The sequence below is a fragment of the Vibrio sp. 10N.247.311.49 genome (assembly GCF_041467655.1).
Lineage (GTDB): Bacteria > Pseudomonadota > Gammaproteobacteria > Enterobacterales > Vibrionaceae > Vibrio > Vibrio crassostreae_C.
On record NZ_JBFSVA010000002.1, the window covers coordinates 216232 to 239104 of the forward strand.

General features: G+C 44.4%; 18 protein-coding genes. 9 read left to right on the forward strand and 9 right to left on the reverse strand.

The window, feature by feature from the left end:
• The first annotated feature begins 248 nt into the window (after nt 1–248).
• From AB6E54_RS03735 to AB6E54_RS03745, 3 genes are all read left to right on the forward strand, one after another.
• The gene (locus tag AB6E54_RS03735; protein ID WP_102393582.1) at nt 249–1619 is read left to right on the forward strand and encodes an L-serine ammonia-lyase; all 1371 of its coding nucleotides are present in this window, start codon (nt 249–251) and stop codon (nt 1617–1619) included.
• 415 nt (nt 1620–2034) lie between these two features.
• Nucleotides 2035–3513: a peptide MFS transporter gene (locus AB6E54_RS03740; RefSeq protein ID WP_069601584.1), complete on the forward strand. Its 1479-nt coding sequence runs from the start codon at nt 2035–2037 to the stop codon at nt 3511–3513.
• A 200-nt stretch (nt 3514–3713) separates the two neighbouring features.
• Entirely contained in the window at nt 3714–4496 is a 783-nt protein-coding gene (locus AB6E54_RS03745; RefSeq protein WP_372058051.1) for a siderophore-interacting protein, read from the forward strand.
• 134 nt (nt 4497–4630) lie between these two features.
• On the opposite strand, the gene AB6E54_RS03750 is transcribed toward AB6E54_RS03745, so the two are convergent.
• The 6 genes from AB6E54_RS03750 to AB6E54_RS03775 all read right to left on the reverse strand — a co-directional run bounded on the left by AB6E54_RS03750 (nt 4631) and on the right by AB6E54_RS03775 (nt 12142).
• On the reverse strand, nt 4631–5533 hold the full coding sequence (locus AB6E54_RS03750; RefSeq protein ID WP_372107163.1) for a multidrug transporter: 903 nt from the start codon (nt 5531–5533) through the stop codon (nt 4631–4633).
• Between the two features lie 136 nt (nt 5534–5669).
• Nucleotides 5670–6374, reverse strand: coding sequence for a phosphonate utilization transcriptional regulator PhnR (gene phnR, locus AB6E54_RS03755; RefSeq protein WP_029235340.1), 705 nt, complete (start codon nt 6372–6374; stop codon nt 5670–5672).
• 67 nt (nt 6375–6441) lie between these two features.
• The gene (locus tag AB6E54_RS03760) at nt 6442–8151 is read right to left on the reverse strand and encodes a putative 2-aminoethylphosphonate ABC transporter permease subunit (RefSeq protein WP_372058053.1); all 1710 of its coding nucleotides are present in this window, start codon (nt 8149–8151) and stop codon (nt 6442–6444) included.
• A 21-nt stretch (nt 8152–8172) separates the two neighbouring features.
• Nucleotides 8173–9282: a putative 2-aminoethylphosphonate ABC transporter ATP-binding protein gene (locus AB6E54_RS03765; protein WP_017067332.1), complete on the reverse strand. Its 1110-nt coding sequence runs from the start codon at nt 9280–9282 to the stop codon at nt 8173–8175.
• A 227-nt stretch (nt 9283–9509) separates the two neighbouring features.
• Nucleotides 9510–10931: an FAD-dependent oxidoreductase gene (locus tag AB6E54_RS03770; RefSeq protein WP_372058054.1), complete on the reverse strand. Its 1422-nt coding sequence runs from the start codon at nt 10929–10931 to the stop codon at nt 9510–9512.
• A 200-nt stretch (nt 10932–11131) separates the two neighbouring features.
• Complete coding sequence (locus AB6E54_RS03775; RefSeq protein WP_102332029.1) at nt 11132–12142, reverse strand: putative 2-aminoethylphosphonate ABC transporter substrate-binding protein; 1011 nt, start codon at nt 12140–12142, stop codon at nt 11132–11134.
• A 350-nt stretch (nt 12143–12492) separates the two neighbouring features.
• Here AB6E54_RS03775 and phnW point away from each other — a divergent pair, with 350 nt between their 5' ends.
• The 4 genes from phnW (at nt 12493) to AB6E54_RS03795 (ending at nt 17461) form a co-directional block, all read left to right on the forward strand.
• Complete coding sequence (gene phnW, locus AB6E54_RS03780) at nt 12493–13596, forward strand: 2-aminoethylphosphonate--pyruvate transaminase (protein ID WP_102332028.1); 1104 nt, start codon at nt 12493–12495, stop codon at nt 13594–13596.
• The gene (locus AB6E54_RS03785) at nt 13596–15017 is read left to right on the forward strand and encodes an aspartate aminotransferase family protein (RefSeq protein ID WP_372107161.1); all 1422 of its coding nucleotides are present in this window, start codon (nt 13596–13598) and stop codon (nt 15015–15017) included. The genes phnW and AB6E54_RS03785 overlap by 1 nt, the downstream gene beginning before the upstream one ends.
• Nucleotides 15018–15131: 114 nt before the next feature.
• On the forward strand, nt 15132–15950 hold the full coding sequence (gene phnX / locus AB6E54_RS03790) for a phosphonoacetaldehyde hydrolase (protein ID WP_065584562.1): 819 nt from the start codon (nt 15132–15134) through the stop codon (nt 15948–15950).
• A gap of 440 nt (nt 15951–16390) precedes the next feature.
• Nucleotides 16391–17461 carry an OmpA family protein gene (locus AB6E54_RS03795; RefSeq protein WP_017064823.1) on the forward strand — a complete coding sequence of 357 codons (1071 nt, stop codon included), beginning with the start codon at nt 16391–16393 and terminating at the stop codon, nt 17459–17461.
• Between the two features lie 166 nt (nt 17462–17627).
• On the opposite strand, the gene AB6E54_RS03800 is transcribed toward AB6E54_RS03795, so the two are convergent.
• The gene (locus AB6E54_RS03800) at nt 17628–18026 is read right to left on the reverse strand and encodes an OsmC family protein (RefSeq protein WP_017064824.1); all 399 of its coding nucleotides are present in this window, start codon (nt 18024–18026) and stop codon (nt 17628–17630) included.
• A gap of 200 nt (nt 18027–18226) precedes the next feature.
• Between AB6E54_RS03800 and msrB the strand changes: the two genes are divergently transcribed.
• Nucleotides 18227–19369: a peptide-methionine (R)-S-oxide reductase MsrB gene (gene msrB / locus AB6E54_RS03805; protein ID WP_102332024.1), complete on the forward strand. Its 1143-nt coding sequence runs from the start codon at nt 18227–18229 to the stop codon at nt 19367–19369.
• 98 nt (nt 19370–19467) lie between these two features.
• Here the strand turns inward: msrB and AB6E54_RS03810 are convergent, their stop codons facing one another.
• Nucleotides 19468–20835 carry a TrkH family potassium uptake protein gene (locus AB6E54_RS03810; RefSeq protein ID WP_017065604.1) on the reverse strand — a complete coding sequence of 456 codons (1368 nt, stop codon included), beginning with the start codon at nt 20833–20835 and terminating at the stop codon, nt 19468–19470.
• A 19-nt stretch (nt 20836–20854) separates the two neighbouring features.
• Nucleotides 20855–21511 (reverse strand): TrkA family potassium uptake protein, encoded by a 657-nt coding sequence (locus tag AB6E54_RS03815; protein ID WP_019820412.1) that lies wholly within the window; start codon nt 21509–21511, stop codon nt 20855–20857.
• A 186-nt stretch (nt 21512–21697) separates the two neighbouring features.
• Between AB6E54_RS03815 and AB6E54_RS03820 the strand changes: the two genes are divergently transcribed.
• Complete coding sequence (locus AB6E54_RS03820) at nt 21698–22867, forward strand: mechanosensitive ion channel family protein (RefSeq protein ID WP_065585022.1); 1170 nt, start codon at nt 21698–21700, stop codon at nt 22865–22867.
• The last annotated feature ends 6 nt before the right edge of the window (nt 22868–22873 follow it).

Below are 22873 nucleotides of genomic sequence, written 5' to 3' on the forward strand. Positions count from 1 at the left end.
TATTGATAGCGACATCTTAGGTAATACAAGAATAAACGTGTCGCTTTACAGCAAACATAGCACGCTCTTGTATTTCATCGCTCTATGCTTGTTAGCACTAGTCGATAAAAGAGCCCTTTCAATCAATGAATACGCTCTATCGCATAACTGTTTCACCCACAGAACAGGTTCACTCAAAGAAGTGCAACTAACCAAATACAAATTTTACACAGAGTTCGTCCATCGAACCGTCTTCACAGGAAGTTACTATGCTGTCTATTTTTGATATCTACAAAATTGGGGTTGGACCATCCAGCTCCCACACAAATGGACCAATGATCGCTGGGTTTAACTTTACCCAAAAAATTGATGCTCAGCTTAAGCAAGTGAAGCGTATTCAAATCGACTTATACGGCTCGTTATCATTGACGGGTATTGGTCACCACACAGACAGAGCGACCTTGTTAGGTTTGCTAGGTAACCGCCCCGACACCATTAAAATCACCAGTGCTAACCAAGCAATGCGTAAGGCGATTGAAGATAAATCTCTATTGGTTAGCGGTAACCATGAAATTTATTTCGATGTAGAAAGCGATCTGCTCTTCCACAAAACTAACCTTCCGTTGCATGAAAATGGCATGACTATCTCTGCCTTTGACGAAAGCGGCAGCCTTCTGGATATGGAAACCTACTACTCGATTGGTGGTGGCTTTATCGCAACCGCTGATGAGCTACAAAACGGCAAACAGGAAGCAGAAACACAAGTTGAGTTCCCTTTCTCTTCCGCTGATCAGTTACTTGAACTATCCGAACAACAAGGACTGAGCCTTGGTGGCTTAATTCTACGTAACGAAGTTTCATTCCAAGGTATGGATGTGATTGACCGGAAAGCCGACCAAATTTGGAAGGTGATGTCTCTGTGTATGCAGCGTGGCTTTGACACAGAAGGCATCCTTGATGGCGGCCTAGAAGTCACTCGTCGAGCACCTGCTCTGCTTAAAAAGCTTGAAGCGAATGCCTCGATTGAAAACGATCCAATGGAGATCATGGATTGGATTAACCTATTTGCCTTTGCCGTGAGTGAAGAGAATGCAGCGGGCGGTCAGGTCGTGACATCACCGACCAACGGTGCGGCTGGGGTTATACCTGCGGTATTGATGTACTACCATCGTTTCATCAAGGAGCTAGACACCAAGCAGCTTAAAGACTTCTTGGCAGTCTCTGGCGCAATCGGCATCTTATACAAAACCAACGCTTCGATTTCTGGCGCAGAGGTAGGTTGTCAGGGTGAAGTCGGCGTTTCTTCATCAATGGCCGCAGCAGGCCTAACTGCCCTACGTGGTGGTAGCAACGAACAGATTTGTATTGCCGCTGAGATCGCGATGGAACACTCACTGGGCATGACATGCGATCCGATCGGTGGCCTTGTTCAGGTGCCATGTATCGAACGTAACGCAATGGGTGCAATGAAAGCCATCAATGCATCGCGCATGGCGTTGAAACGTACCAGCAAGTGTCTTATCTCGTTAGACAAGGTTATCGAGACCATGTATCAAACAGGTAAAGACATGAACAAGAAGTACCGTGAAACTTCTCTAGGCGGCCTAGCCGTGATCCACATGGCACCACCTTGTGAATAAAAGACAGGAACACGAGTGGAGAAAGCCTCTATAGAGACAGCATGCTTGTAAACTTAGTTTTCAATATCTCAACAAAGCCAGCCACCAAGCTGGCTTTTTTATTGGCTAAAGCCCAACAGCTAATTGAAAGTGATACTCACTCAAAATAACTTACAGAATGACTACCTCTAACTTTCCCTTTATTAGTTCATTACTTAGCCACAAATGATGATGGCTAAATTTCATACCGCCATGCATCCACTTGCAAAATCTAACGTTGCAAATCTCATTCATGAGAAATATGAATGCACTCATAAGAAAAGATATATCGAGTATAGTTCTGTTTGGGACAGATGTTTCAGTTTATGTATTACTACTAATGATATTATAATCGGGTAATTACACTACATATTAATACAAACGTGAGAATAAAATAATGTGGAATAGATTAAACAAATCAATGATGTTCTGCCAAATGATGTTCGGACTTTCGTTCTATGGCGTCATGGTGATCTTGACTCGTTTCTTCCTTGAAGATCTGAACTACAATGAAGCCGACACCATGATGGTTGTTGGTGCTTTCTCTGCAATCGGACCGCTATTTGCTATCGCAGGTGGCTTTATCGCCGACAAGTTTTTAGGCGCTTACCGATCTTTAACCATTGCCTTCCTAGGGTTCGCAAGTGGTTACGTTCTACTGGTACTTGGTGCAGCAGCAACCAATGTTCCGATGGCATTATGTGGTATTGCGTTAGCAAGTTATGCACGTGGTTTGATGTCCCCTTCTTACCCAAGTCTTTACAAACGCACGTTCAAAACTCAAGAAGATTTTGAGAACTGCTACCCAATCAACTACTCAGTAAACAATATTGGTGCTCTGTTAGGCCAATACCTGTTCCCAATGCTAGTACTTGTTGTTGGTTTCCACGGTGGTTTCCTTCTTTCAGCGGTTCTAGCCGGTGCTGCGCTTCTGATGATGATCTTTGTTCGCAAAGGCCTTGTTGAAGCAAGTGCTGAAATCGACCAAAAACCAGTAAGCACTAAAAACTGGGCAGCGTTCCTTGGTCTTTCTGCCGCTATGATTGGCTTGGTATTCTTCATGTTCTCGAACATGGATATTGGCCAAAACATCGTATACGCAATTGGCGGTGCAGCAATCGTCTACTTTGTTTCTTTGATGTTGAAATCGAAGAAATCAGACATGCTGAAAATGGGCACTATTTTAATCATCACATTCCTGACGACATGTTTCTTCGTGTACTACGGTCAGATGATGACTTCGATGACAATGGTAGCGATCAACACAATGCGTGGCGATCTATTTGGTTTTATCCCTGTTGCACCTGAAGCTTCAATGGCAATGAACCCACTATGGTGTATGGTTGCTGGTCCTATCATCGCGGGTATCTTCTCTAGCCTAGAAAAGAAAAACATTAACTTCTCAACTGCAACCAAAGTCGGTTTCTCTTTCATCCTTACGGCTATCGCTTTCGGTATCCTTACGATGGCAGTAACGACAGTGGGTGACGATGTTCTGATCCGCCCAGAAGTCTTCCTAGCGATTCACTTCTTCCTAGCATTCGGTGAAGTGATTGTAGGTTCAATGGTTGTAGCCTTCATCCTGTCTGTTGCACCTAAGCACATTGAAAACTTCTCAGTAAGCTTGTTCTCTGTTGCTATCGCACTATCAGGCATTGTTGGCGCGGTATTCTCAACGTCTATTGCACTAGAGAAAGGTCAAGAGATCACACAAGAGATCGTGCAAACGGTTTACGGTGATTACTTCCAAATGCTGACTGTTCTTGCCGTCGTGATGGTAGGTATCGCAATGGCAGCATCGTTCATTATTCGTAAGATGCTAGAAGCTGCGAAAGCCGCTGAAGAAACGATTGAACTAGAGCAAGCAAACAGCTAATTCTGTTCGCTGAGTCAAACCAATCCTAAGAGCCCTTTAGTTTTCTAAAGGACTCTTTTTTGTAGGATCCGTTTCTCAATAGGATCTGTCGTATAAGTTAGGTAGTACATGTGTAAACAAAAGTAAATGATAACTATTAGTATTGAGTGTTTTTTAGTTCAGGATTATGATGTGGAAATCCAAATCTAAGAGAGCCTTATATGAGCAAGCCTAGCCCTATCACATTAACCGTTACTCAAACCTCAACAATTACTCCAAACATGCAGCGCATAACGCTTAGCGGTGAGGGATTAAGTAAATACCCAACAGAATGTGCCGGCGGCTACATCAAGCTTTTATTCTCGCCACTTGGCACGACTGATTTAAGCCAGCTAAACGAAGGTGAGCGCCCAACCATGCGTACCTACACCATTCATCAGTACAATCCTGTAGAGCAGTGGATTGAAGTCGATTTCGTTCGTCACATCACTAAAGATTTGCAGTGTGGCTTTGCTGCAAGGTGGGCAATGAACGCGAAAGTGGGTGACACTATTTCAGTGGCTGGTCCTGGTTTAATTCAGGGGCTTAACCTAGAGTCAGACTGGTTCTTCTTAGTTGCAGACATGACGTCCCTACCTGCGCTTTCTGCAAAAGTAAAAACGCTCCCAGAAACAGCAACTGGTCACGCTATCATTCAGATCAACTCAGCAGCAGATAAGCAGGTACTTGAGACTCCTCAAGGTATCAAAGTAACCTGGTTGATTGAAGATGAAACCTCAGAGTCACTTTCACAAACCGTGCGCAACACAGAATGGTTAGAAGGTCAGGTTTCAATATGGACAGCGTGTGAATTTGAAAGCATGCGTGAGCTAAGACAATACTTCCGCAACGAAAAAGAAGTCGCGAAAGAGAACATCTACATCAGCAGCTACTGGAAACGTGGTGTCACTGAAGATGGCCACAAAGTGTTGAAACAGCAAGATGCTCAAGATTTAGCGGGGTAAGTCTTTTACTACCTACAGCTTCTTACTAGATAAAGAGAAAACGCCCTTAACGAAGTTTGTTTCGCTAAGGGCGTTTTTTCATTTAACTTAATAGAGATACCTATTCACAAATCCCCAATCACTCAGGCGATCTTTTAAGTCAATGAGATAACTAAGCCAGCAATAATTAGAGATACGCCTACACCGCGAGTCGCGTGCCACTTTTCCTTTAAAAAGTAGATCCCCATCACTACGCCGAAAATGATACTCACTTGCCTAAGAGCAACAACCAAGCTGACATTTTCAGTCATGGTCATCGCAAACAGCACTAAGCCATAGGTCGAAGCCATCATGATACCGGCCACTGTGGCTTTCTTACGTAGTATCCACGCATTAGTAAACTCGATTCTTTGGTTGGTTACGAATAACCAAACACTCAGCGGAATCACAATCGCCCAAAACTGAATGCCTAGGTAGAAAATCGCGGTGTGCTTGTTAGTTATAACTGGTGTGCTCAAAGGATCGAGTAACAGAAGCGCTTCTTTATCAATGATGGAATAGCCCGTGGTACCAATGGCCGCGATTAACGCCCACAGTACGCCAAGGTTGAGATACGCTTTTAACCTAAGATCTGAAAACTTCTTAAGTGGTACAAACAAACAACCCAAGGTAATCAAGGTGAAGCCAAACCATTGATTAGGTGACAGCTCATAGCCTATCAACACCGTGCCTAAACCCACCATCAACACGGGCAGCGCTCGTGCCATCGGGTAAATCACCCCAATATCGGCCTGCTTGTAGGCTACACCTAAGCCGATTAAATAGATGATTTGGCAAATACCACTTAAAAGAAGTAGCTTCCAGAATAAAAGCGTGATATCCACAAAGCCGACACTGTAAATGAACCAAATCAAATAGGGAGTCAATATCGCAGCAGCGGCAAAGCCAGAGGCTAAGAAGAAAGACGAGCCCGATCCTTGATTCGATTTACCTAGAACGTTCCAACCCGCGTGAAGCAAAGCCGAAATAGTCACGATGACGATGGCAGAGAATTCCATTTCATTCCTAAATTATAGATGAATTAGCACAACGGCTGACAACAGGTGATAAAAAGGCCTCCGAATAAGAGACCTTTGAACTTTTCAATTGGGCAATCCTGCATAATTGCAGATATGCTAACGTTCTAACGTATGACTAGCGCTCTAGCTGCGCGATTGACTCAATACTGATCGCGTCATGACGCCAATACTCAATATCACAGTCAATCAGATCGCCGTTTTGATTGTAGTTAACACGCTCAACAACCATTGCAGGTGAGCCAGAAGTCGCACGCAGGGCTTGCGCTGTCTCGCCAAGTAAAGACGTTGTGCTCACTCGGTAACGGATCTTCTGATACACCACACCAAAGTGTTCGCGGTAGATGTCCGTCAACGATTTAGACAAGTCATAATCAAGCAAGTTAGGGAACAACTCTGGTCGAATGTAGTTGGTCACATACACAACCGGCCTATCTTCAAGATAACGAACTCTGTCTACTCGATAAACGTCCGAGAAAGGTTGTAACTCAAGAAGCCGAGTCGCCTCCTTGGTTGCTAACATTCCTTTCGCCGCCACCAACTCAGTTTTCGGCTGTCGATTCTGCGATAGAGCCATATTGGTGAAGTTCAGCGTTTGTGTTGGATCGTAACGAAGCGGCTCGGGAGAGATAAACCAACCACGTCGGTCTTCTCGATAAATGCGCCCTTCCGCTTCAAGTGAAGACAAGGCTTCGCGTAAGGTAACTCGAGTCGTATCAAACGATTCAGCCAGCTTACGTTCCGCAGGCAGCTTCTGTCGTGGTGTTAACATCCCCGACTCTATCTGCTCTACGATGACATCTTTGATTTTTACGTACTGCACTTCATTTCCTTTCATTCTTGTTCTTGTCGTCAGCCACTCCTTGGCCAACTGCAATATAAGTGGTTCGCTAGCGTTTACGCCAAGCTTGGGTGCGCTTATCGAATAACTTGTTGATTAGCATATGAATCAACTTCGCACTCGCTGCAGATATCATGATCATCACCGCCATCGCTGCTGCTGCACCGGTTTGACCTGCATCGTCCATATTCAGTACTGATACTGACGCTGGAATCGTATTGGTAGAATACAAGAATACTACCGCAGATGTCGTGGTAAGTGCATTAATAAACAGGTATGTCGCAATATCTAAAATCGCCGGCAGACAAACAGGTAACGTCACCTTAAAGAACAGCTTGTATTGCGGTAAGTTTACCGAAGCCGCTGTTGCTTCAATTTCGGAAGGCAGTTGTTTCAATGCCGTTAACGCCGTCATGTGCCCTACCGTGTAGTAGTGAACCACGGTATTAATCACCAAGAACGCCATCGTGCCATACAAGAAGTTAAGTGGGTTACTCAAATCATTGAAGTAGAAGATATAACCCAAACCCAGCACCATACCCGGAACGGCCATCGGAACAACGCTGAGCATTTGCATCGCTTGACGAACAGGACCGAAGGCGCGACCTTTCTCAATGCAGTATGCACCTAAGAAAATCAGAACAGTACCAATAACCGCAGTCCAAGCACCAAGCGTTAAGGAGTTGAAGAATGGCGCCCAACCATAAGTACTCATTTCTGCGAAGTTGTAGTTGTTTAGCGTCAGCGCTTTGTTCCAAGGCCAGAAGGTGACCATCGAACCGTATATCGCCATGCCCAACACAATAACCACAGCAGCAGAGATGATGGTGCAATAAAGGAAACATAAGCCATCACGTAGTGAACTAGGTTCAGGTTGGTACGCGACAGAACGAGTATCAAACAAGCTCTTTTGTTTCTTTTGAACCCAGCGGTCAACGGTAAACGCAAGCAACGCAGGTAATAGCAGCAAGATACTGGTTACTGCACCCATAGAGAAGTTCTGTTGACCAACCACCTGCTTAAAGATGTCAGTCGATAACACGTTGTAGCTACCACCTATCACCTTTGGCACACCAAAGTCACAAACCACCAGCGTAAACACAACGATCAGGGTACTGATCAAGCCGTATTTTGCCGCAGGTAACGTCACCATAAAGAAAGTTTTTAACGATGAAGTATTGAGTGCACGTGCTGCCTCATAAAGGCGAGCGTCAGAGGTTCTTAATGAGGTGGTCAGAATCATCAAGGCGTGTGGAAACGTCCAAAATATCAAGCCCAGTGAGATACCAATCAAACCATAAACCGAGTTGCCCCCCAAGACTTCTTTAGCGATACCTTGGTTACCAAATAAGAAGATAAGACTGATTGCAGGAAGCAGTGACGGAGCAAGAATAGGCGCAGAACCCAGTACTTGAAAAAGCCCCTTAAAAGGCATGCATGAACGAGTTAGCGCATAGGCATAACCAAACGCCAAGACACCCACGACTACGGTCACTAGCAATCCAAGCGTGAAGGTATTGCCTACCGACTGCCACAGGCTTTGAGACGCAAAATACGTAGCGAAATTCTGTAAACCTACAAATTCACCGTCTGCGTTCTGAACACTCTTTTTCAACATTGCCCACAGTGGCATCAGGATAAACAACGTCATGACCACAGACAAAAAGGCCAACAGCCCAAATAGAATTACGTTGTCTTTGCTTAACCGAGCCAGAAAAGGTTGTACTCGTCGTTGAATTAGCAGCTTAGATTGCATCATTTGAGTCGATTCCATGATTGATTACGCCGCCTCGTCTTTCATCACTTGCAGGCTTTTCGATGAGTAAGCTCTAAGGCCTTCTTGATCAAACGCCACGTAACGAATATCACTGCGACGCAGCTTCAATCGGTTGAACTCTTTGACGGGTACATCAACGATGATCTCTTTCGCCGTTGAGTCATGTTGCAATTGACACTCAACACGATAAAACGCCCCTAAGAATTCGCTTGATACGATTCTCACTGGCAAGGATTCACTAAAACGATCAACAAACTGGATTTGCTCTGGACGAACGGCAATATCAAAAACATCACCCAGATTTGGCGTGAGATTATCTAAGCCAGGTAACGGCAGCATTGACTCAGCAATACGCATCTTGCCTTGAGCCGCAACAGAAGCTTGAATAAAGTTCATGCTACCAACAAACTCAGCCACAAAACGACTGACAGGTTTTTGGTAGATCTCTTGAGGAGCACCGACCTGCTCGATAACACCATGATTCATCACGACAATACGGTCTGCCATCGTTAACGCTTCATCTTGGTCGTGCGTCACCATAATAGTGGTGATACCCAATTTGCGTTGCAGTTGGCAGATCTCATCACGTAGGTGTGTTCTTACCTTCGCATCCAACGCAGAAAGCGGTTCATCGAGTAGCAACAAGCCTGGAGACAAGGCTAATGCGCGAGCCAGAGCAACACGCTGCTGCTGTCCACCAGATAGCTGATTTGGAAATTTCTGACCAGACGTTGGTAAGCCGATCGTCTCTAACCAAGACTCAACCGTCTCAAGGGCTTCTTTGGTCGACATGCCTTGGTTTTTCAGCCCAATCGCAATGTTTTCTTCCACAGTGAGGTTTGGAAACAAAGCGTAAGACTGGAACACGATGCCAAAGTCGCGCTTTTCTGGTGGCAAGAAGGTCGTATCATTACCGTTCTGCTCAATAGAACCTGACGTTGGTAAGTCTAGGCCTGCAATCGCACGTAATAAGGTGGTTTTTCCACAGCCAGATGGGCCAAGGAAGCAGACGAACTCGCCTTTATCTATCGATAGGGAGATGTCTTTTAACGCTGTAAATTGGCCAAATTGCTTTACAACGTTTTCAATATTCAAATAAGTTTGGTTGCTCATACTACAGCACTCTCTATATGGTATATACCAAATTTATACTGAGAATATTGCAGTTGAGTGACAAATTTATAGAAGCTAAATGACAGTTATATTGCAGATATAATAAGCATTAAAAATTGCTATTTGTTCAACATTGAAAGTTAGTTCAACGTTGAAAGCCCTCAGTGACTTGCCCATAAATCACTGAGAGCCTCAATGTAAACTTCTAATTTAAACGCTAGATTAATCTATGATTCAACCTTGTCGGCTTTGCCCGCCGCACCTGCGAGTTTGGATAACTGTTTATCTAGCCACAATGGCGTGCTACCCGAATCTTCCGCGTTCTCTTTTCTTCGTACCGCATCACGCACTATCATCGCACCTACCCAACGGAATGGCTCTGGCGGGAAGTGTCCTAATGGGCCTTTAGTTAAACCGCTTCGCGTCCAAGCATTGTCGATATCGAGTACCATTGCTGACAAAATCTTCCCGCCCATACGGGTTTGAGCAACGCCATTTCCAGAGTAACCAAGCCCATAATAGATGTTGCTTTGGCCTTTTAGATTACCGAAAAATGGCAATCCGGTGACCGAACGATCTGAGCCGCCAGACCAGTTGTAATCGAATTCACTTTGTTCCAATTTAGGGAACAATTTTTGGAACGATTGATTGAGAATCGGTAGGTAGCTAGTCGTTTGGTTGAACATGCTTTCAACCTGATTCGCAAACGAGAATTTATTGCCGCCTTTGCCCAACATGAGTCGTCCGTCCTGGGTATCTCGGTAATAGTGGACAAAGATACGCGAATCTACCACCGCTGCCCCTTTCTCTGGACCAAACTGCTTGAGCTTTTCAGGAATAGGCTTGGTCACCACCATATCGGAAGAGACAACCACTATGCTGCGTTTGAACTCTTTAAAGTGATCGAGCATCCACGCATTGAGCGCTAAGATCACTTTATCGGAAGTTATCGTCCCACCCTTAGTTTGGACGCGAACTGGTGAGCCGTAATCAAGAGAAGTCATTTCTGTATTTTCGTAAATTTCGACACCCAATTCGATCGCAACGCGGCGTAAGCCTCTCGCCAATAACGCTGGCTGCACACTACCCGCAGCTTCTGAGTAGTAACCCTCAATGTGGCGATCAGATCCCGCTTTATCAGCCAAAGAATTGTCGCACTTCTTCCAGCTATTGATACCCTGCTTAACCAGCTCATTAACAACAGGCTCCATTCCACCCTTTTGCGCTTCATTGGTCGCCGTGTAGTAAGTACCGCTTCGATATAGATGCGCGTCAATCTTGTGTTCGTTACAGAAGGCTTCAATCTCGTATATAACCTTTTCCGATTCCTTAACCAACCATTTCGCTTGTTCTTTTCCGTAGAGCTTTTTCAGCGTCGGATACTTAGTTGACCACGTCAGCATGCAACCGCCGTTCGCACCAGAAGCACCGCTACCACATAGACCTTTTTCAATCACGACAACATGCTTTTCGGGTTGCTGTTGTTTGATTAAAATCGCCGTCCATAAACCCGTATAGCCACCGCCAACAATGGCGATATCACAGTTGACGTCTTTTTGGAGCGACTTCGCCGAATCTAGCCCCTCATTGATGTTGCCAAACTCTTGTTCTAACGCTTGCTTGAACCAATATGAGTAGTGCTTTGTCATTTGTTGTACCTTACTTAAAACCTAAAGGCGTAAAACTAAAAAAGGAAGACCGAAGCCTTCCTTTACTGATCTCTAACTTCTAATGAGCTGCATATCTAATGGACTACGTGTCTAATAAGCCATATATCTAATAAACCATGTGTCTAATAAGCTCGGTAGATAATTAACCAAGGAGCTCATGAACTAAAAAGCTCAGCAGATTAAGATTTTGGCTCTGATTTAGCGTCAAACTTCTCAGACCATGTTTTAAGAACGTCTGCACGTTCACTGCCCATGCGAGCGAAGTCCATTTTTGCCATGTTCTTTTCTACATTAGGGAAGTTCTCTGCTTTGCCTGTCACATCTTGGTGACCAACAACTGGGTACATTTCGATGTAAAGCTCATTTGCCGCTTTAGAAATAGACCAATCGATAACACGTTGTGCTGCATCAGAAGGCTTAACAAGGCCTACCGCTTCAGATTCCCAGCCGATGCCTTCAGGTGTAATCACTGAAAGTGGAGCGCCTTGAGTTTTCAGCTTAGCGCCACGGCTCGCCATAGAAATACCGATAGCGACTTCACCCATGCCCGCTTGAACACATGGCTTAGAACCTGAGTGCGTGTAGTGAGCAATATTTTGGTCTAGCTTCTGCATGTAGTTCCAACCTTGGTCTTCACCCATGTTTTGTAACCAAGCCGAAACCTGCATGTAGCCCGTACCAGAAGATGCTGGGTTTGGCATAGCAATGTGGCCTTTATAGATAGGCTTGGTTAGGTCATCCCAAGATTTAGGTGCAGGTAAGTTAAGTTGCTTAGCCACCACTTCGTTGAAACAAACTGCATTGAAGAATGCATCATTACCGTACCAAGCTTGAGTAGACTGTGGGTCGTTAAGGTTAGCGCGTAATGCTTCTACACCTTGAGGCATATAAGGTTTCAGGATGCCATCTTCTTTAAGCAGTGCCATTGAAGAACCAGCAAGTCCCCAAACTACCTCTGCACGCGGGTTGTTTTTTTCGGCCAATAATTTTGCCGTCATGATCCCAGTTGAATCACGTACCCACTTGATGTTGATGTCTGGGTTTTCACTTTCAAATGCGTTTTTGTACTTCGCTAAAATGTCAGTTTCAAAAGCGGTGTAAACCGTCACTTCCTGTGCTGCATAAGCATTACCAGCCAATAGAGTAACTAAAGCTGCAAGTGATCCTTTCATAAAACGGTTTTTCATCATTTTCTCCAGTCAGGCCCGATGCCAAGGTTAGGAATTTCCAAGGTTAAAGTTGTTAAGGCTAGAAGCTCCATCTAGAGGCTTCTATATCCATAAATTCATTTAGGTTGTTAACACACACCTTTGCATTGGTATGTACCAGATTTCGAGTATTAAGCTAACTGGCTTTTATGACGATTAAATGAACAAAAAATGGCAATTTAAAGATCGGAAAATTTCTCAACACAAGTGACAAATTTGAATATGAAGCTTTTGTGAAAATAACGTTTGGGCTATTTACGACCGTTTAAATTGGTTGTTAAAGTAATTGCAAATACTGGTATAGTCCAAAATACAAATCACGAGAATTGAACATGAGAAACGAATACTTACTGCTGACACCGGGCCCTTTATCTACTTCTGAAACCGTTCGCCAAGCGATGTTAAAAGATTGGTGTACTTGGGATGATGAATACAACAAAGACGTTGTTGAAGTGATTCGTAGCAAGCTAGTGACTTTAGCGACTAAGCAAGCGGGATATACAAGCGTATTAATGCAAGGTAGCGGCACCGCTTCGGTAGAAGCAACAATCGGTAGCGTTATCTCTAACAACGGTAAGCTTCTTGTTGTTGATAACGGTGCGTACGGCGCTCGTATTGCTCAAATCGCAGAATACTTAAACATTCCATGCCATGTCGTTTCCCCAGGTGAAACATCACAGCCTGACTTGAACGAAATGGAAACGGCATTGGCCATGGATTCAGACATTACTCACGTTGCGATTGTGCACTGTGAAACCACGACAGGCATGCTGAATCCAATTGAAGACATTGCCAAATTGGCAAAACAGCACAACAAAACCGTCATTCTCGATGCAATGTCGAGCTTTGGTGGCATCCCTATGGATATCGCTGACTTAGGTATCGATTACATGATCAGCTCTGCAAACAAGTGCGTCCAAGGTGTACCGGGCTTCGGCTTTGTTATTGCTAAGCAATCGGAACTGGCAAAGTGCAAAGGCCAAGCTCGTTCATTAAGCCTTGATCTGTTTGACCAATGGCACTGCATGGAAAGCAACCTCGGTAAATGGCGTTTTACCTCTCCGACGCATACAGTGCGTGCTTTCTATCAAGCTCTACTTGAATTGGAACAGGAAGGTGGTATCGAAGCTCGTCATAATCGCTACCAAACAAACCAAACCACACTGGTTGCAGGTATGCGCTCTCTTGGTTTTGAACCTCTGTTAAATGATGAACTTCATTCACCGATTATCACCTCTTTCTATTCTCCAACTCATAGCGATTACCAATTCAAGGAATTCTATGACCGTTTGAAAGAACAAGGTTTTGTGATTTACCCGGGCAAGGTTTCAAACGCCGACTGCTTCCGAATCGGTAACATCGGTGAAGTGTATCCGTCAGACATTGAAGCTCTAATTGACGCAATTAAGAATGCTATGTACTGGGACATCAAATAATGACGATGGCCAATCAAGATTCTGTTCTAAAGGCGACACACTTTCGAAGCGAAGGCGATGTGAACACCACGCCAGCGCGTGAGAAATGGAACGAGTCGCTAAACGATGATGCGACTCAAGCGATGTTAAAACGTGACTCTGACGTATTTCTTCATCAAGCGATGTCAACGCCTTGTCTAGACACACTTGAAGCAGCTGAAGGCATCTACATTCAAGATGCGACGGGCAAGAAGTACATGGACTTTCACGGTAACAATGTTCATCAATTGGGTTATGGCCATCCACATATCATTAATAAAGTGACTCAACAAATGGCTTCATTGCCGTTTTCACCACGTCGCTTTACCAATGAAACAGCCGTTCAATGCGCTGAAAAGCTGACACAGATCTGCGGTGGTGAGTTGAACCGCGTGTTGTTTGCACCGGGTGGTACTTCGGTTATCGGCATGGCACTCAAACTGGCTCGACATGTCACCAACAACTTCAAGGTCGTTTCACTGTGGGACTCATTCCATGGCGCGTCACTGGACGCAATTTCAGTGGGTGGTGAAGCTTGTTTCCGCGAAGGCATGGGCCCGTTAATGGCTGGCGTAGAACGCATTCCACCAGCCGTCTCTTATCGTGGCGCTTTCCCGTTTAACGAGAATAGCGCAGTCAATGCAAACGAAACTGCATGCGACGTTCACTATGCCGACTATTTAGAGTATGTGATTGAAAAAGAAGGTGGCATTGGAGCCTTCATTGCCGAAGCAGTGCGTAACACAGACGTTCAGGTTCCAAGCAAAGCTTACTGGAAGCGCATCCGTGAGATCTGCGATAAGCATAACGTCATGTTGATCATCGACGACATTCCAAACGGTATGGGTCGTAGTGGCGAATGGTTCACTCACCAGGCCTTTGATATCGAACCTGACATTCTTTGTATCGGTAAAGGTTTTGGCGGGGGCTTGGTTCCAATTGCAGCCATGGTCACTAAAGACAAATACAACACGGCAGCGCAAGTATCACTTGGTCACTACACCCACGAGAAAAGTCCTATTGGCTGCGCAGCGGCACTGGCTACGATGGAAGTGATTGAGCAAGAAAATCTACTTGAAAAAGTACAAGCGGACAGCGCATTCGTGCGTGAACAACTGCTTCAAATGAAAGAGAAATACCCAGTCATTGGTGACGTTCGCGGCATCGGTCTGCTTTGGGGAGTGGAATTGGTCACTGACCATATCACCAAAAACCGAGCGTTCGATGAAGCAGAAGCAGTACTTTACCAATGTCTGAACGATGGCCTGAGCTTTAAGGTGTCACAAGGTAATGTGATTCAGTTGAGCCCACCATTGATCATCAGCCGCAGCGAACTACAAGTCGCTCTGTCTGTATTCGAAAAAGCGATAGCAAAAATCTGCAAAGACTTTGAATACCTTTAAACCACCTTTAAAAGCATGCCTTGAAGCAATAATTTCAAGTAACCAATAACCTAAAACAATTATTCATCTCCCAGAACAACCTGAGTTGGGAGAGAACAGAAATAGGACACGACTATGAATACAACATCACCTATCCAAGCGGTTATCTTTGACTGGGCCGGCACTATCGTTGATTTTGGGTCATTTGCTCCAACCAGTATTTTCGTTGAAGCATTCAGACAAGGTTTCGACTTTGATATCGATTTAGCAGAAGCGCGTGAACCTATGGGGATCGGCAAATGGGACCACATCCAAGCAGTGGGTCGAATTCCTGCTGTTGACGCTCGTTGGAAAGCTCAGTTCGGACGCTCAATGACAAGTGAAGACGTTGACGCGATCTACGCGGCATTCATGCCTCTTCAAAAAGCGAAAGTAGCCGATCACGCAGCACCTATTTTGAATGCGATAGAAGTGGTCAATAACCTAAAAGAGAAGAACGTGAAGATCGGATCTTGTTCAGGTTACCCACGTGAAGTGATGGATGTGCTAATCCCTGCTGCTGCAGATTACGGTTACCACCCAGACAACATCGTAGCAACCGATGACCTACCTCAAGGCGGTCGCCCTGCTCCATTTATGGCACTTAAAAACGTAATCGACCTTGGCGTAACCAGCGTTTCAGCATGTGTGAAAGTGGATGATGCAGCACCTGGGATCGATGAAGGTCACAACGCAGGTATGTGGACAGTAGGCCTTGTACTATCAGGTAACGAAGCAGGCTTAACGTATCAAGAATATTTAGATGCAGACGAGACAACACTTACAGCTGCACGTGAAAAAGCAAGCGTTAGGCTAAACGAATCAAACCCGCACTACTTGATCGATACCATTGCAGACCTACCAGGCGTCATTGCAGATATTGAACAGCGTTTACTGGCAGGAGAGCGCCCATAAGCAAAAGCGAGATGTTCACGTGACGTAAAGTACGTGAAAAACATCTCTAATCGCTTTAATTCAAATCCCTATCCAATCATGTACTCATTCGAGTTATACATATTGGGTGGGGATTTTTGTTTTATAAGCATGATAAAGCGCAAGTTTTTTACTTATTACCCGTAGCGCCACTGGTAAATAGACGAGGCTAGGCTATAGCTTAAACATAAACATTCCAACAAATGATAAAATCAACAATAAAGGCATCTTAAATATATAATATTTAACAATTTCATTGACTCCAATACGCAATCAGATTAACAATATAAGTACTGAGAAAGAAACAGGTTCACCTGAACCAACACCTTGATTTACTTATTATAAGCAGTGTCGTAACCCAATAAGTGATCGTTTTACTGGTAAGTTCAGATAAAAATAAGAGTTAATCCAAGGAAAAAATTATGAAAAAACTGTCAAAAATCATGTGTGCTGTTGTAGCCGCTTCAGGCCTAGCAGCAGCGCCTTCTATTGCTGCAACGACTTACGTGGGTGCAAAAGTGGGCGTGGGCTGGCTAGACAGCGCATGCGTAAGCGGTGAAAAGTGTGATGATGATGCAATTGGTGCAGGCATCTACTCTGGCTACAATTTTAATGACAAGTTTGGTATTGAGCTAAGCTCAGACTTCCTTGGCGACTACAAGACAAGCTTTTCAAAGAACGGCACAACAGCTGCGTTCAGCGATCCACTGATCGCAATCTCGCTAACTCCAATGTACCGCCTAGCAGTACAACAAGAGTTTGACGTATTCTTTAAAGCAGGTCCTGCTTACATTTCACACGGTGGCGAGGATGACGTCGTTCTTTCTGCTGGTATCGGTGTAGAGAAGCAACTATCTTCTGATTGGGCATTACGTGTTGAATACCAATACTTTGATGATTTCGACGACAACTACGTTCAAGACCTGAACTCGAACCTACTATCAGTTGGTGTTAGCTACAACTTCGGTACTGGCAACACAACAGCATCAGCGGCGGCTGCAACAGCTTCTGCAGTAGCAGTGACTCAAGCGCCATCTGAGCCAATCACAGAACCAGCAGTTGTTGTTGAAGAGAAGACAACCGTGGTTGTTACTAAAGCGCAAACTGAGAGCTTCTCTCAAGGTATGTTTGAGACAAACAGTACTGAACTGTCTACAGATGGTAAAATTGCATTAATGCCATTAGTTGAAGTACTTAAAGCTCACCCTCAATCATCAGTTGATGTTGTTGGTCACACCGACTCAACAGGTGCAGCTGAGTATAATCTAATGATCTCTAAGAAACGTGCTGCTGCTGTAGCCGCATACATCGAAGAGCAAGGCATTGAAGCAGACCGTATTACAGCGTCAGGTGAAGGCGAAGAGAATCCAATTGCATCAAACGCTACAGCTGAAGGTCGTGCTCAAAACCGTCGTGTTGACGCAACGATCCCTGGTTTTGAATACCAAGAAGAAGTCAAAGTTGAAGAAGTTATCGTAGAAGCTGCTGAATAATAGCACTCTACCTTAGTTAAAATAATAAGGGCGGAGCACTTTAAAGTGCTCCGCCCTTTTCTTTGTCTGGCTATGCCTAAAAACCGTAAGCGATAAGCCGTAAGCCGTAAGCCGTAAGCCGTAAGCCGTAAAGATTAGCCTACCGCCAAGCTGTACAATCAGAAGACTAGACGATTTCCCAACTATGAGTCATCTCTACGCCAGCACCCAACATTAGACATACAGAACAGTACTTTTCTAATGAATCCGCACACACCTTAGCGACCTGCTCAGGATCAAGGTTGTCACCAGACACTTCAAAGTGAATATTAATCACAGTAAAGATTTTCGGCGCTGTTTCACGACGTTTGGTTTCAAGCTTTGCATTGCAACCAGTGATGCTTTGACCCGCAGATTTCAAACCGTCCACTACATCAACAGAGCTACAGCCACCAGCAGCCATTAACACCATTTCCATCGGGCTTGGCGCAGTAGCACCGCCGCTTCCATCCATAACAATAGAATGGCCTGATTGAGATTGACCGAGGAATTTAAAGCCTTCGACCCATTTAACTTCTGCTTGCATGTTGTTCCTTAGATGTACGAAAACGTCATCATTATTTGGTATTTTATATCAATGCCTACACCCTACTACTGGCGGCATTTATGAGCAAGATTTTCTATTTGAGATATTTTTTTCATGAATAGTGTAATTTTTTCCATCTAAAACCTGTCTCTATTCGTACATTCAAAATCGAATGAGAAAAACGTCAAGATGAGGTATCTATGAATAAATTATCTAAAATATTGGTATCACTCGTGGTTACACTACCACTGATTTCGCTGTTTGTAAGCCAGACTGGCACTGCCAATACAATGGATAAAACGGCTAGTTCAGGTAAAACTGAAATCGCGACACTGGCTGGTGGTTGTTTTTGGTGTACAGAATCCGATCTAGAAAAACTGACAGGCGTGACCGACGTTATCTCTGGATACTCTGGTGGTGAACTGGAAAACCCAACCTACAAACAGGTCTCTTCGGGTAAGTCAGGTCACATCGAAGTGATCAACGTGACCTATAACCCTGATGTGGTTAGCTACGAACAGGTTCTTGACCAATTCTTCCGACACATCGACCCAACCGATGACAAAGGTTCTTTTGTAGACCGAGGCCGTCATTATCGACCGGCTATTTTCTATCATAACCAAGCACAAAAAGATGTTGCTCAGAACTTCATGATGGAGATCGACAAAGCTAATATCTTTGGTGCACCACTAAAAACAGAACTGATAAAATTTGAGAAGTTCTGGCCAGCAGAAGATTACCACCAAGATTATTACAAGAAGAGTAAGGTTCGTTATAACTACTACCGCTATGCTTCTGGCCGCGATCAGTACCTAGATAAGATCTTCGGTGATGATAGAAAGGACAACCCTAAAACACTACGTCAGATCATCGACAGTAAGAATGCGACAGCGAATGCTAAAACATACGTAAAACCGTCTGATGCAGAGATCAAAGCGAAGCTTACAGCACTTCAATACGATGTAACGCAAGAAGACGCTACTGAGCGCCCATTTGACAACAAATACTGGGATAACAAGCAAGAAGGTATTTACGTTGATATCGTAACTGGGGAGCCATTGTTCTCTTCAAAAGACAAATACAAGTCAGGCACAGGCTGGCCGAGCTTTACACAGCCAATCAGCGAGGCTTATGTCGTCACAACTACTGACTACAAACTGCTTTACCCAAGAACAGAGGTTCGCAGTAAGTTTGGTGATTCTCACTTGGGACATGTATTTAAAGATGGTCCAAAACCAACAGGCTTACGTTACTGCATGAACTCAGCCGCAATGCGCTTTATCCCAGCGGATAAATTAGCAGAAGAAGGCTATGAGGAATACGTTGAGATGTTTGAGGGCTAAGCATTCAGCATTTAACGAACAGCCTATAACAACAAAGCCAGCATATCGCTGGCTTTGTTTTTATTTACAGAGCTTTATTTATCAGCCCGTGAACCTAATTAACCAGTCAACACCGTGTCTTCTGGATATTTCAACAAGGAAGGTTCTGGGCGAGCTAGCATATAAGCCAAGGTCAGGGGGCCGATACGTCCAATCACCATAACAACAATCATGATGTATTTACCTGGCTCAGTCAGGTTCGCGGTTAAGCCAGCGGTTAAGCCAACCGTTGCAAAGGCTGAAATCACCTCAAACATGACTCGATCAAACGCTGCCTTTTCAGTAAGCATTAACAAAAACATCGCGGTGGTTAATAACGCCCCACTTACCACAATAATGGCCAATGACTTTGTTACCGCTTGCCAAGTCACAGTGCGCTTAAACATCACCACGTGCTTTTTCTGACGGAGGAAGGTCCACGTTGCGACAAAGGCTACTGCAAAGGTCGAAACCTTAATACCACCACCTGTTGAGGTAGAACCTGCACCAATCAACATCAGTACAATCATTACCAGCAACGCAGGCTGTGTGTACTGAGACAAATCCACACTATTAAAGCCAGCAGTACGAGCACTTGCCGACTGAAAAAATGCGGCTAGCCACTGTCCTTGAGTCGATAACCCTTCCATGGTTGCTGAGTTATTTCTTTCTAGCAGCCAGAACAATACCGTACCTACCAACAATAGAGTCGGAGTGGCGGTTAGCATAATCTTGGTGTGTAAATGAAGATGTCGAAAACCTTTACGCCAGTTACTCGATAGGTCGCCGACGACTGTGAAGCCTAGCCCACCGAAAATAAACAAGCCAGCTAAGGTGAAGATCACCAGCGGATCATCAACAAAACTCATCATACTGTCTGAAAACAGTGCAAAACCTGCGTTATTGAATGCAGATATCGCATGAAATAGAGCATAAAAACTGCCCGTTGACCATCCCATCTCAGGTACCCAGCGGAAGCAGAGCAATACAAAACCGATAAATTCAGCCACTAATGCAAAGATGATGATCTTCTTAACCAATTTACGAAGGTTAATCTTACGATCTTGGCCAAGCGCTTCTTTCGCGAGTGCTTGTTGTTTAAGGCTTAACCTAACACCGAACATGTAAAGCAGTACCGCAGATAGAGTCATCTGCCCTAACCCGCCGACTTGCATCAAGAACATCAGTAAGATTTTACCCGCCAAGGTGAAATGCTCACCGGTATCGACAACACCTAATCCTGTCACACTGATCGCCGAGGTTGCTGTAAACAGTGCATCCGTAAAACTTAGGCCTGTCACAGAGAATACAGGCATCGTCAACAATATTGCAGAGGGGATAAGTACGCCTAAGAAGCTCGTAAGGATAATCTTAGGTTCAGAGCCTTTACGTGGCTTTTTATCACTCTTAAGCGTGTAGAAAGTACCTTTTCGTTTTAACGAATTCATACTGTTACCTTATTGCCAATTACCAATTGCGTAGCTTTCTAGATAAGGTCTCTTTCGGCCCAGCGATGATCACCACATCCCCAATTTCTAAACTCACATCCAATTCTGGTGCTTTAGTGAGGTTCGGCCCTCGCTTGAAGCCAAGTACCTCAACACCATTTTCTTTACACAGCTTAAGATCGCCAAGTTTCTTACCCAACAGTTTAGAACCAATAACAATCTCCGTCATCGCTAAGCCACTGCCAAGGTCGATAAATTCGAGAACGCGTCTATCCAACATTTTACGCGCAACACGAATGCCCATATCTCGTTCAGGCATGATGATATGGTCAGCACCAATCTTAGAGAGAATCTTGCCGTGAAACTTATCGTTCGCCTTAACCCAGACTGCTTTTGCTCCAGATTCTTTCACCACCAAAGTCGTTAGAATGCTTGAGTTAACGTCAGAGCCTATCGACACCATCACCATATCGTAATCATCGAGTCTTAACTCTTTCACCGTCTCTTCGCTCGTGCAGTTCGCAACAATCGCTTGTGAAACAAAAGCCGCTGCTTCTTTCACTCGCTCTTCATCAATATCGACGGCCAGTACCTGTGCCCCTGAACTTTGTAGCTCTTTGCAAACAGACAGACCAAATCGCCCTAAACCGATAACTGCATATTGTTTGTCGCTCATTTGAAATCCTGTTTAGAAATTTTAATTACACGGGATAGCCAAACCTACATTAGTTTCTATCTCAAAAAAAGTTAGTTCTGCAAGAATAAGGTTATACTATTGTCATAATCGCTTGATTTATAAAGGTAGAGAACAACTCGAGTTTCTGCTAATTTCCAATTCATAATTTCTGCGGCAGCACACACAATGAATGAATTCATAACCCAAGTACAAACCTACATCAACCAGAGCCATAGTGATTGGGCAAACAGCGTCCTATGCATCACTATTGCGAGTTTTCTCGCTTGGGTAGCTTGGCGAATTATCCATAATCGCTTGGAAGTTCTGGTACAGAGAACCCACTTTCACTGGGATGACCTACTACTAGAGGCACTGAAAACCCCTGTCAGTACGTTACTTTGGTGTTGGCCAGCGACCGTATCTATCGGGTTGATTCTTCAAGATCAGTTTGGCAATGAAATCAACTGGTTAAAAACTCTCAAGCACATATTGATCATATGTACCTTCGTTTGGTTCACCTTACGAATGATCACCAATGCTGAAGCATACGTCTTAGAGCAAAAAAACAGGGATGAGACAACTGTACAGGCGATTGCAAAAGTAGCTCGTCTGTTCTTTATGGTCATGGGCGGCCTGACAATCATGCAAGCGTTTGGACTCAGCCTATCAGGCTTACTCACCTTTGGTGGTGTTGGTGGCTTGATCGTCGGTTTAGCGGCTAAGGACTTACTGTCGAATTTCTTCGGTGGCATGATGATTTACTTCGACCGCCCTTTTAAAGTCGGTGATTGGATACGTTCTCCCGATCGTCAAATCGAAGGCACTGTCGAACGCATTGGTTGGCGCATGACGATCATCCGCACTTTTGATAAGCGTCCTTTGTACGTGCCAAATTCGGTGTTCAGTAGTATTGTGGTAGAGAATCCATCGAGAATGTTGAATCGTAGAATCAATGAAACCTTTGGTCTTCGTTATCAAGATGCAGACAAATTGGCGCTCATTGTTGATGATGTAAGAACCATGCTCGAGACCCACCCAGATATTGATGCCAAACAGACGTTGATCGTTAACTTTGACAAATTTGGGCCATCAACGCTCAACTTCTTTATCTATACCTTCACAAAAACAGTCAACTGGATCAGGTACCACAAAGTGAAGCAAGACGTTCTGTTACAGGTTCTGGCGATTATTCATAAACACAATGCAGACATCGCGTTCCCAACACAGACACTCAAGATTGACCCTCAAGACTTTTCTAATGTTCAAGATCATAACAGCGTTCAAAGCCTAGGTGATAATCAGAATATTAGCGATCCCAAAGACATGTTGAACTCCCCTACGGAAGGTCATCGATAGTCATAT

Excerpts from the sequence above, each read along its gene's own strand:
- AB6E54_RS03735 (WP_102393582.1), top strand. The coding sequence starts at position 249 with ATGCTGTCTATTTTTGATATCTACAAAATTGGGGTTGGACCATCCAGC.
- AB6E54_RS03740 (WP_069601584.1), top strand. The coding sequence starts at position 2,035 with ATGTGGAATAGATTAAACAAATCAATGATGTTCTGCCAAATGATGTTC.
- AB6E54_RS03745 (WP_372058051.1), top strand. The coding sequence starts at position 3,714 with ATGAGCAAGCCTAGCCCTATCACATTAACCGTTACTCAAACCTCAACA.
- AB6E54_RS03750 (WP_372107163.1), bottom strand. The coding sequence starts at position 5,533 with ATGGAATTCTCTGCCATCGTCATCGTGACTATTTCGGCTTTGCTTCAC.
- AB6E54_RS03760 (WP_372058053.1), bottom strand. The coding sequence starts at position 8,151 with ATGATGCAATCTAAGCTGCTAATTCAACGACGAGTACAACCTTTTCTG.
- AB6E54_RS03765 (WP_017067332.1), bottom strand. The coding sequence starts at position 9,282 with ATGAGCAACCAAACTTATTTGAATATTGAAAACGTTGTAAAGCAATTT.
- AB6E54_RS03770 (WP_372058054.1), bottom strand. The coding sequence starts at position 10,931 with ATGACAAAGCACTACTCATATTGGTTCAAGCAAGCGTTAGAACAAGAG.
- AB6E54_RS03775 (WP_102332029.1), bottom strand. The coding sequence starts at position 12,142 with ATGATGAAAAACCGTTTTATGAAAGGATCACTTGCAGCTTTAGTTACT.
- phnW (WP_102332028.1), top strand. The coding sequence starts at position 12,493 with ATGAGAAACGAATACTTACTGCTGACACCGGGCCCTTTATCTACTTCT.
- AB6E54_RS03785 (WP_372107161.1), top strand. The coding sequence starts at position 13,596 with ATGACGATGGCCAATCAAGATTCTGTTCTAAAGGCGACACACTTTCGA.
- phnX (WP_065584562.1), top strand. The coding sequence starts at position 15,132 with ATGAATACAACATCACCTATCCAAGCGGTTATCTTTGACTGGGCCGGC.
- AB6E54_RS03795 (WP_017064823.1), top strand. The coding sequence starts at position 16,391 with ATGAAAAAACTGTCAAAAATCATGTGTGCTGTTGTAGCCGCTTCAGGC.
- AB6E54_RS03800 (WP_017064824.1), bottom strand. The coding sequence starts at position 18,026 with ATGCAAGCAGAAGTTAAATGGGTCGAAGGCTTTAAATTCCTCGGTCAA.
- msrB (WP_102332024.1), top strand. The coding sequence starts at position 18,227 with ATGAATAAATTATCTAAAATATTGGTATCACTCGTGGTTACACTACCA.
- AB6E54_RS03810 (WP_017065604.1), bottom strand. The coding sequence starts at position 20,835 with ATGAATTCGTTAAAACGAAAAGGTACTTTCTACACGCTTAAGAGTGAT.
- AB6E54_RS03815 (WP_019820412.1), bottom strand. The coding sequence starts at position 21,511 with ATGAGCGACAAACAATATGCAGTTATCGGTTTAGGGCGATTTGGTCTG.
- AB6E54_RS03820 (WP_065585022.1), top strand. The coding sequence starts at position 21,698 with ATGAATGAATTCATAACCCAAGTACAAACCTACATCAACCAGAGCCAT.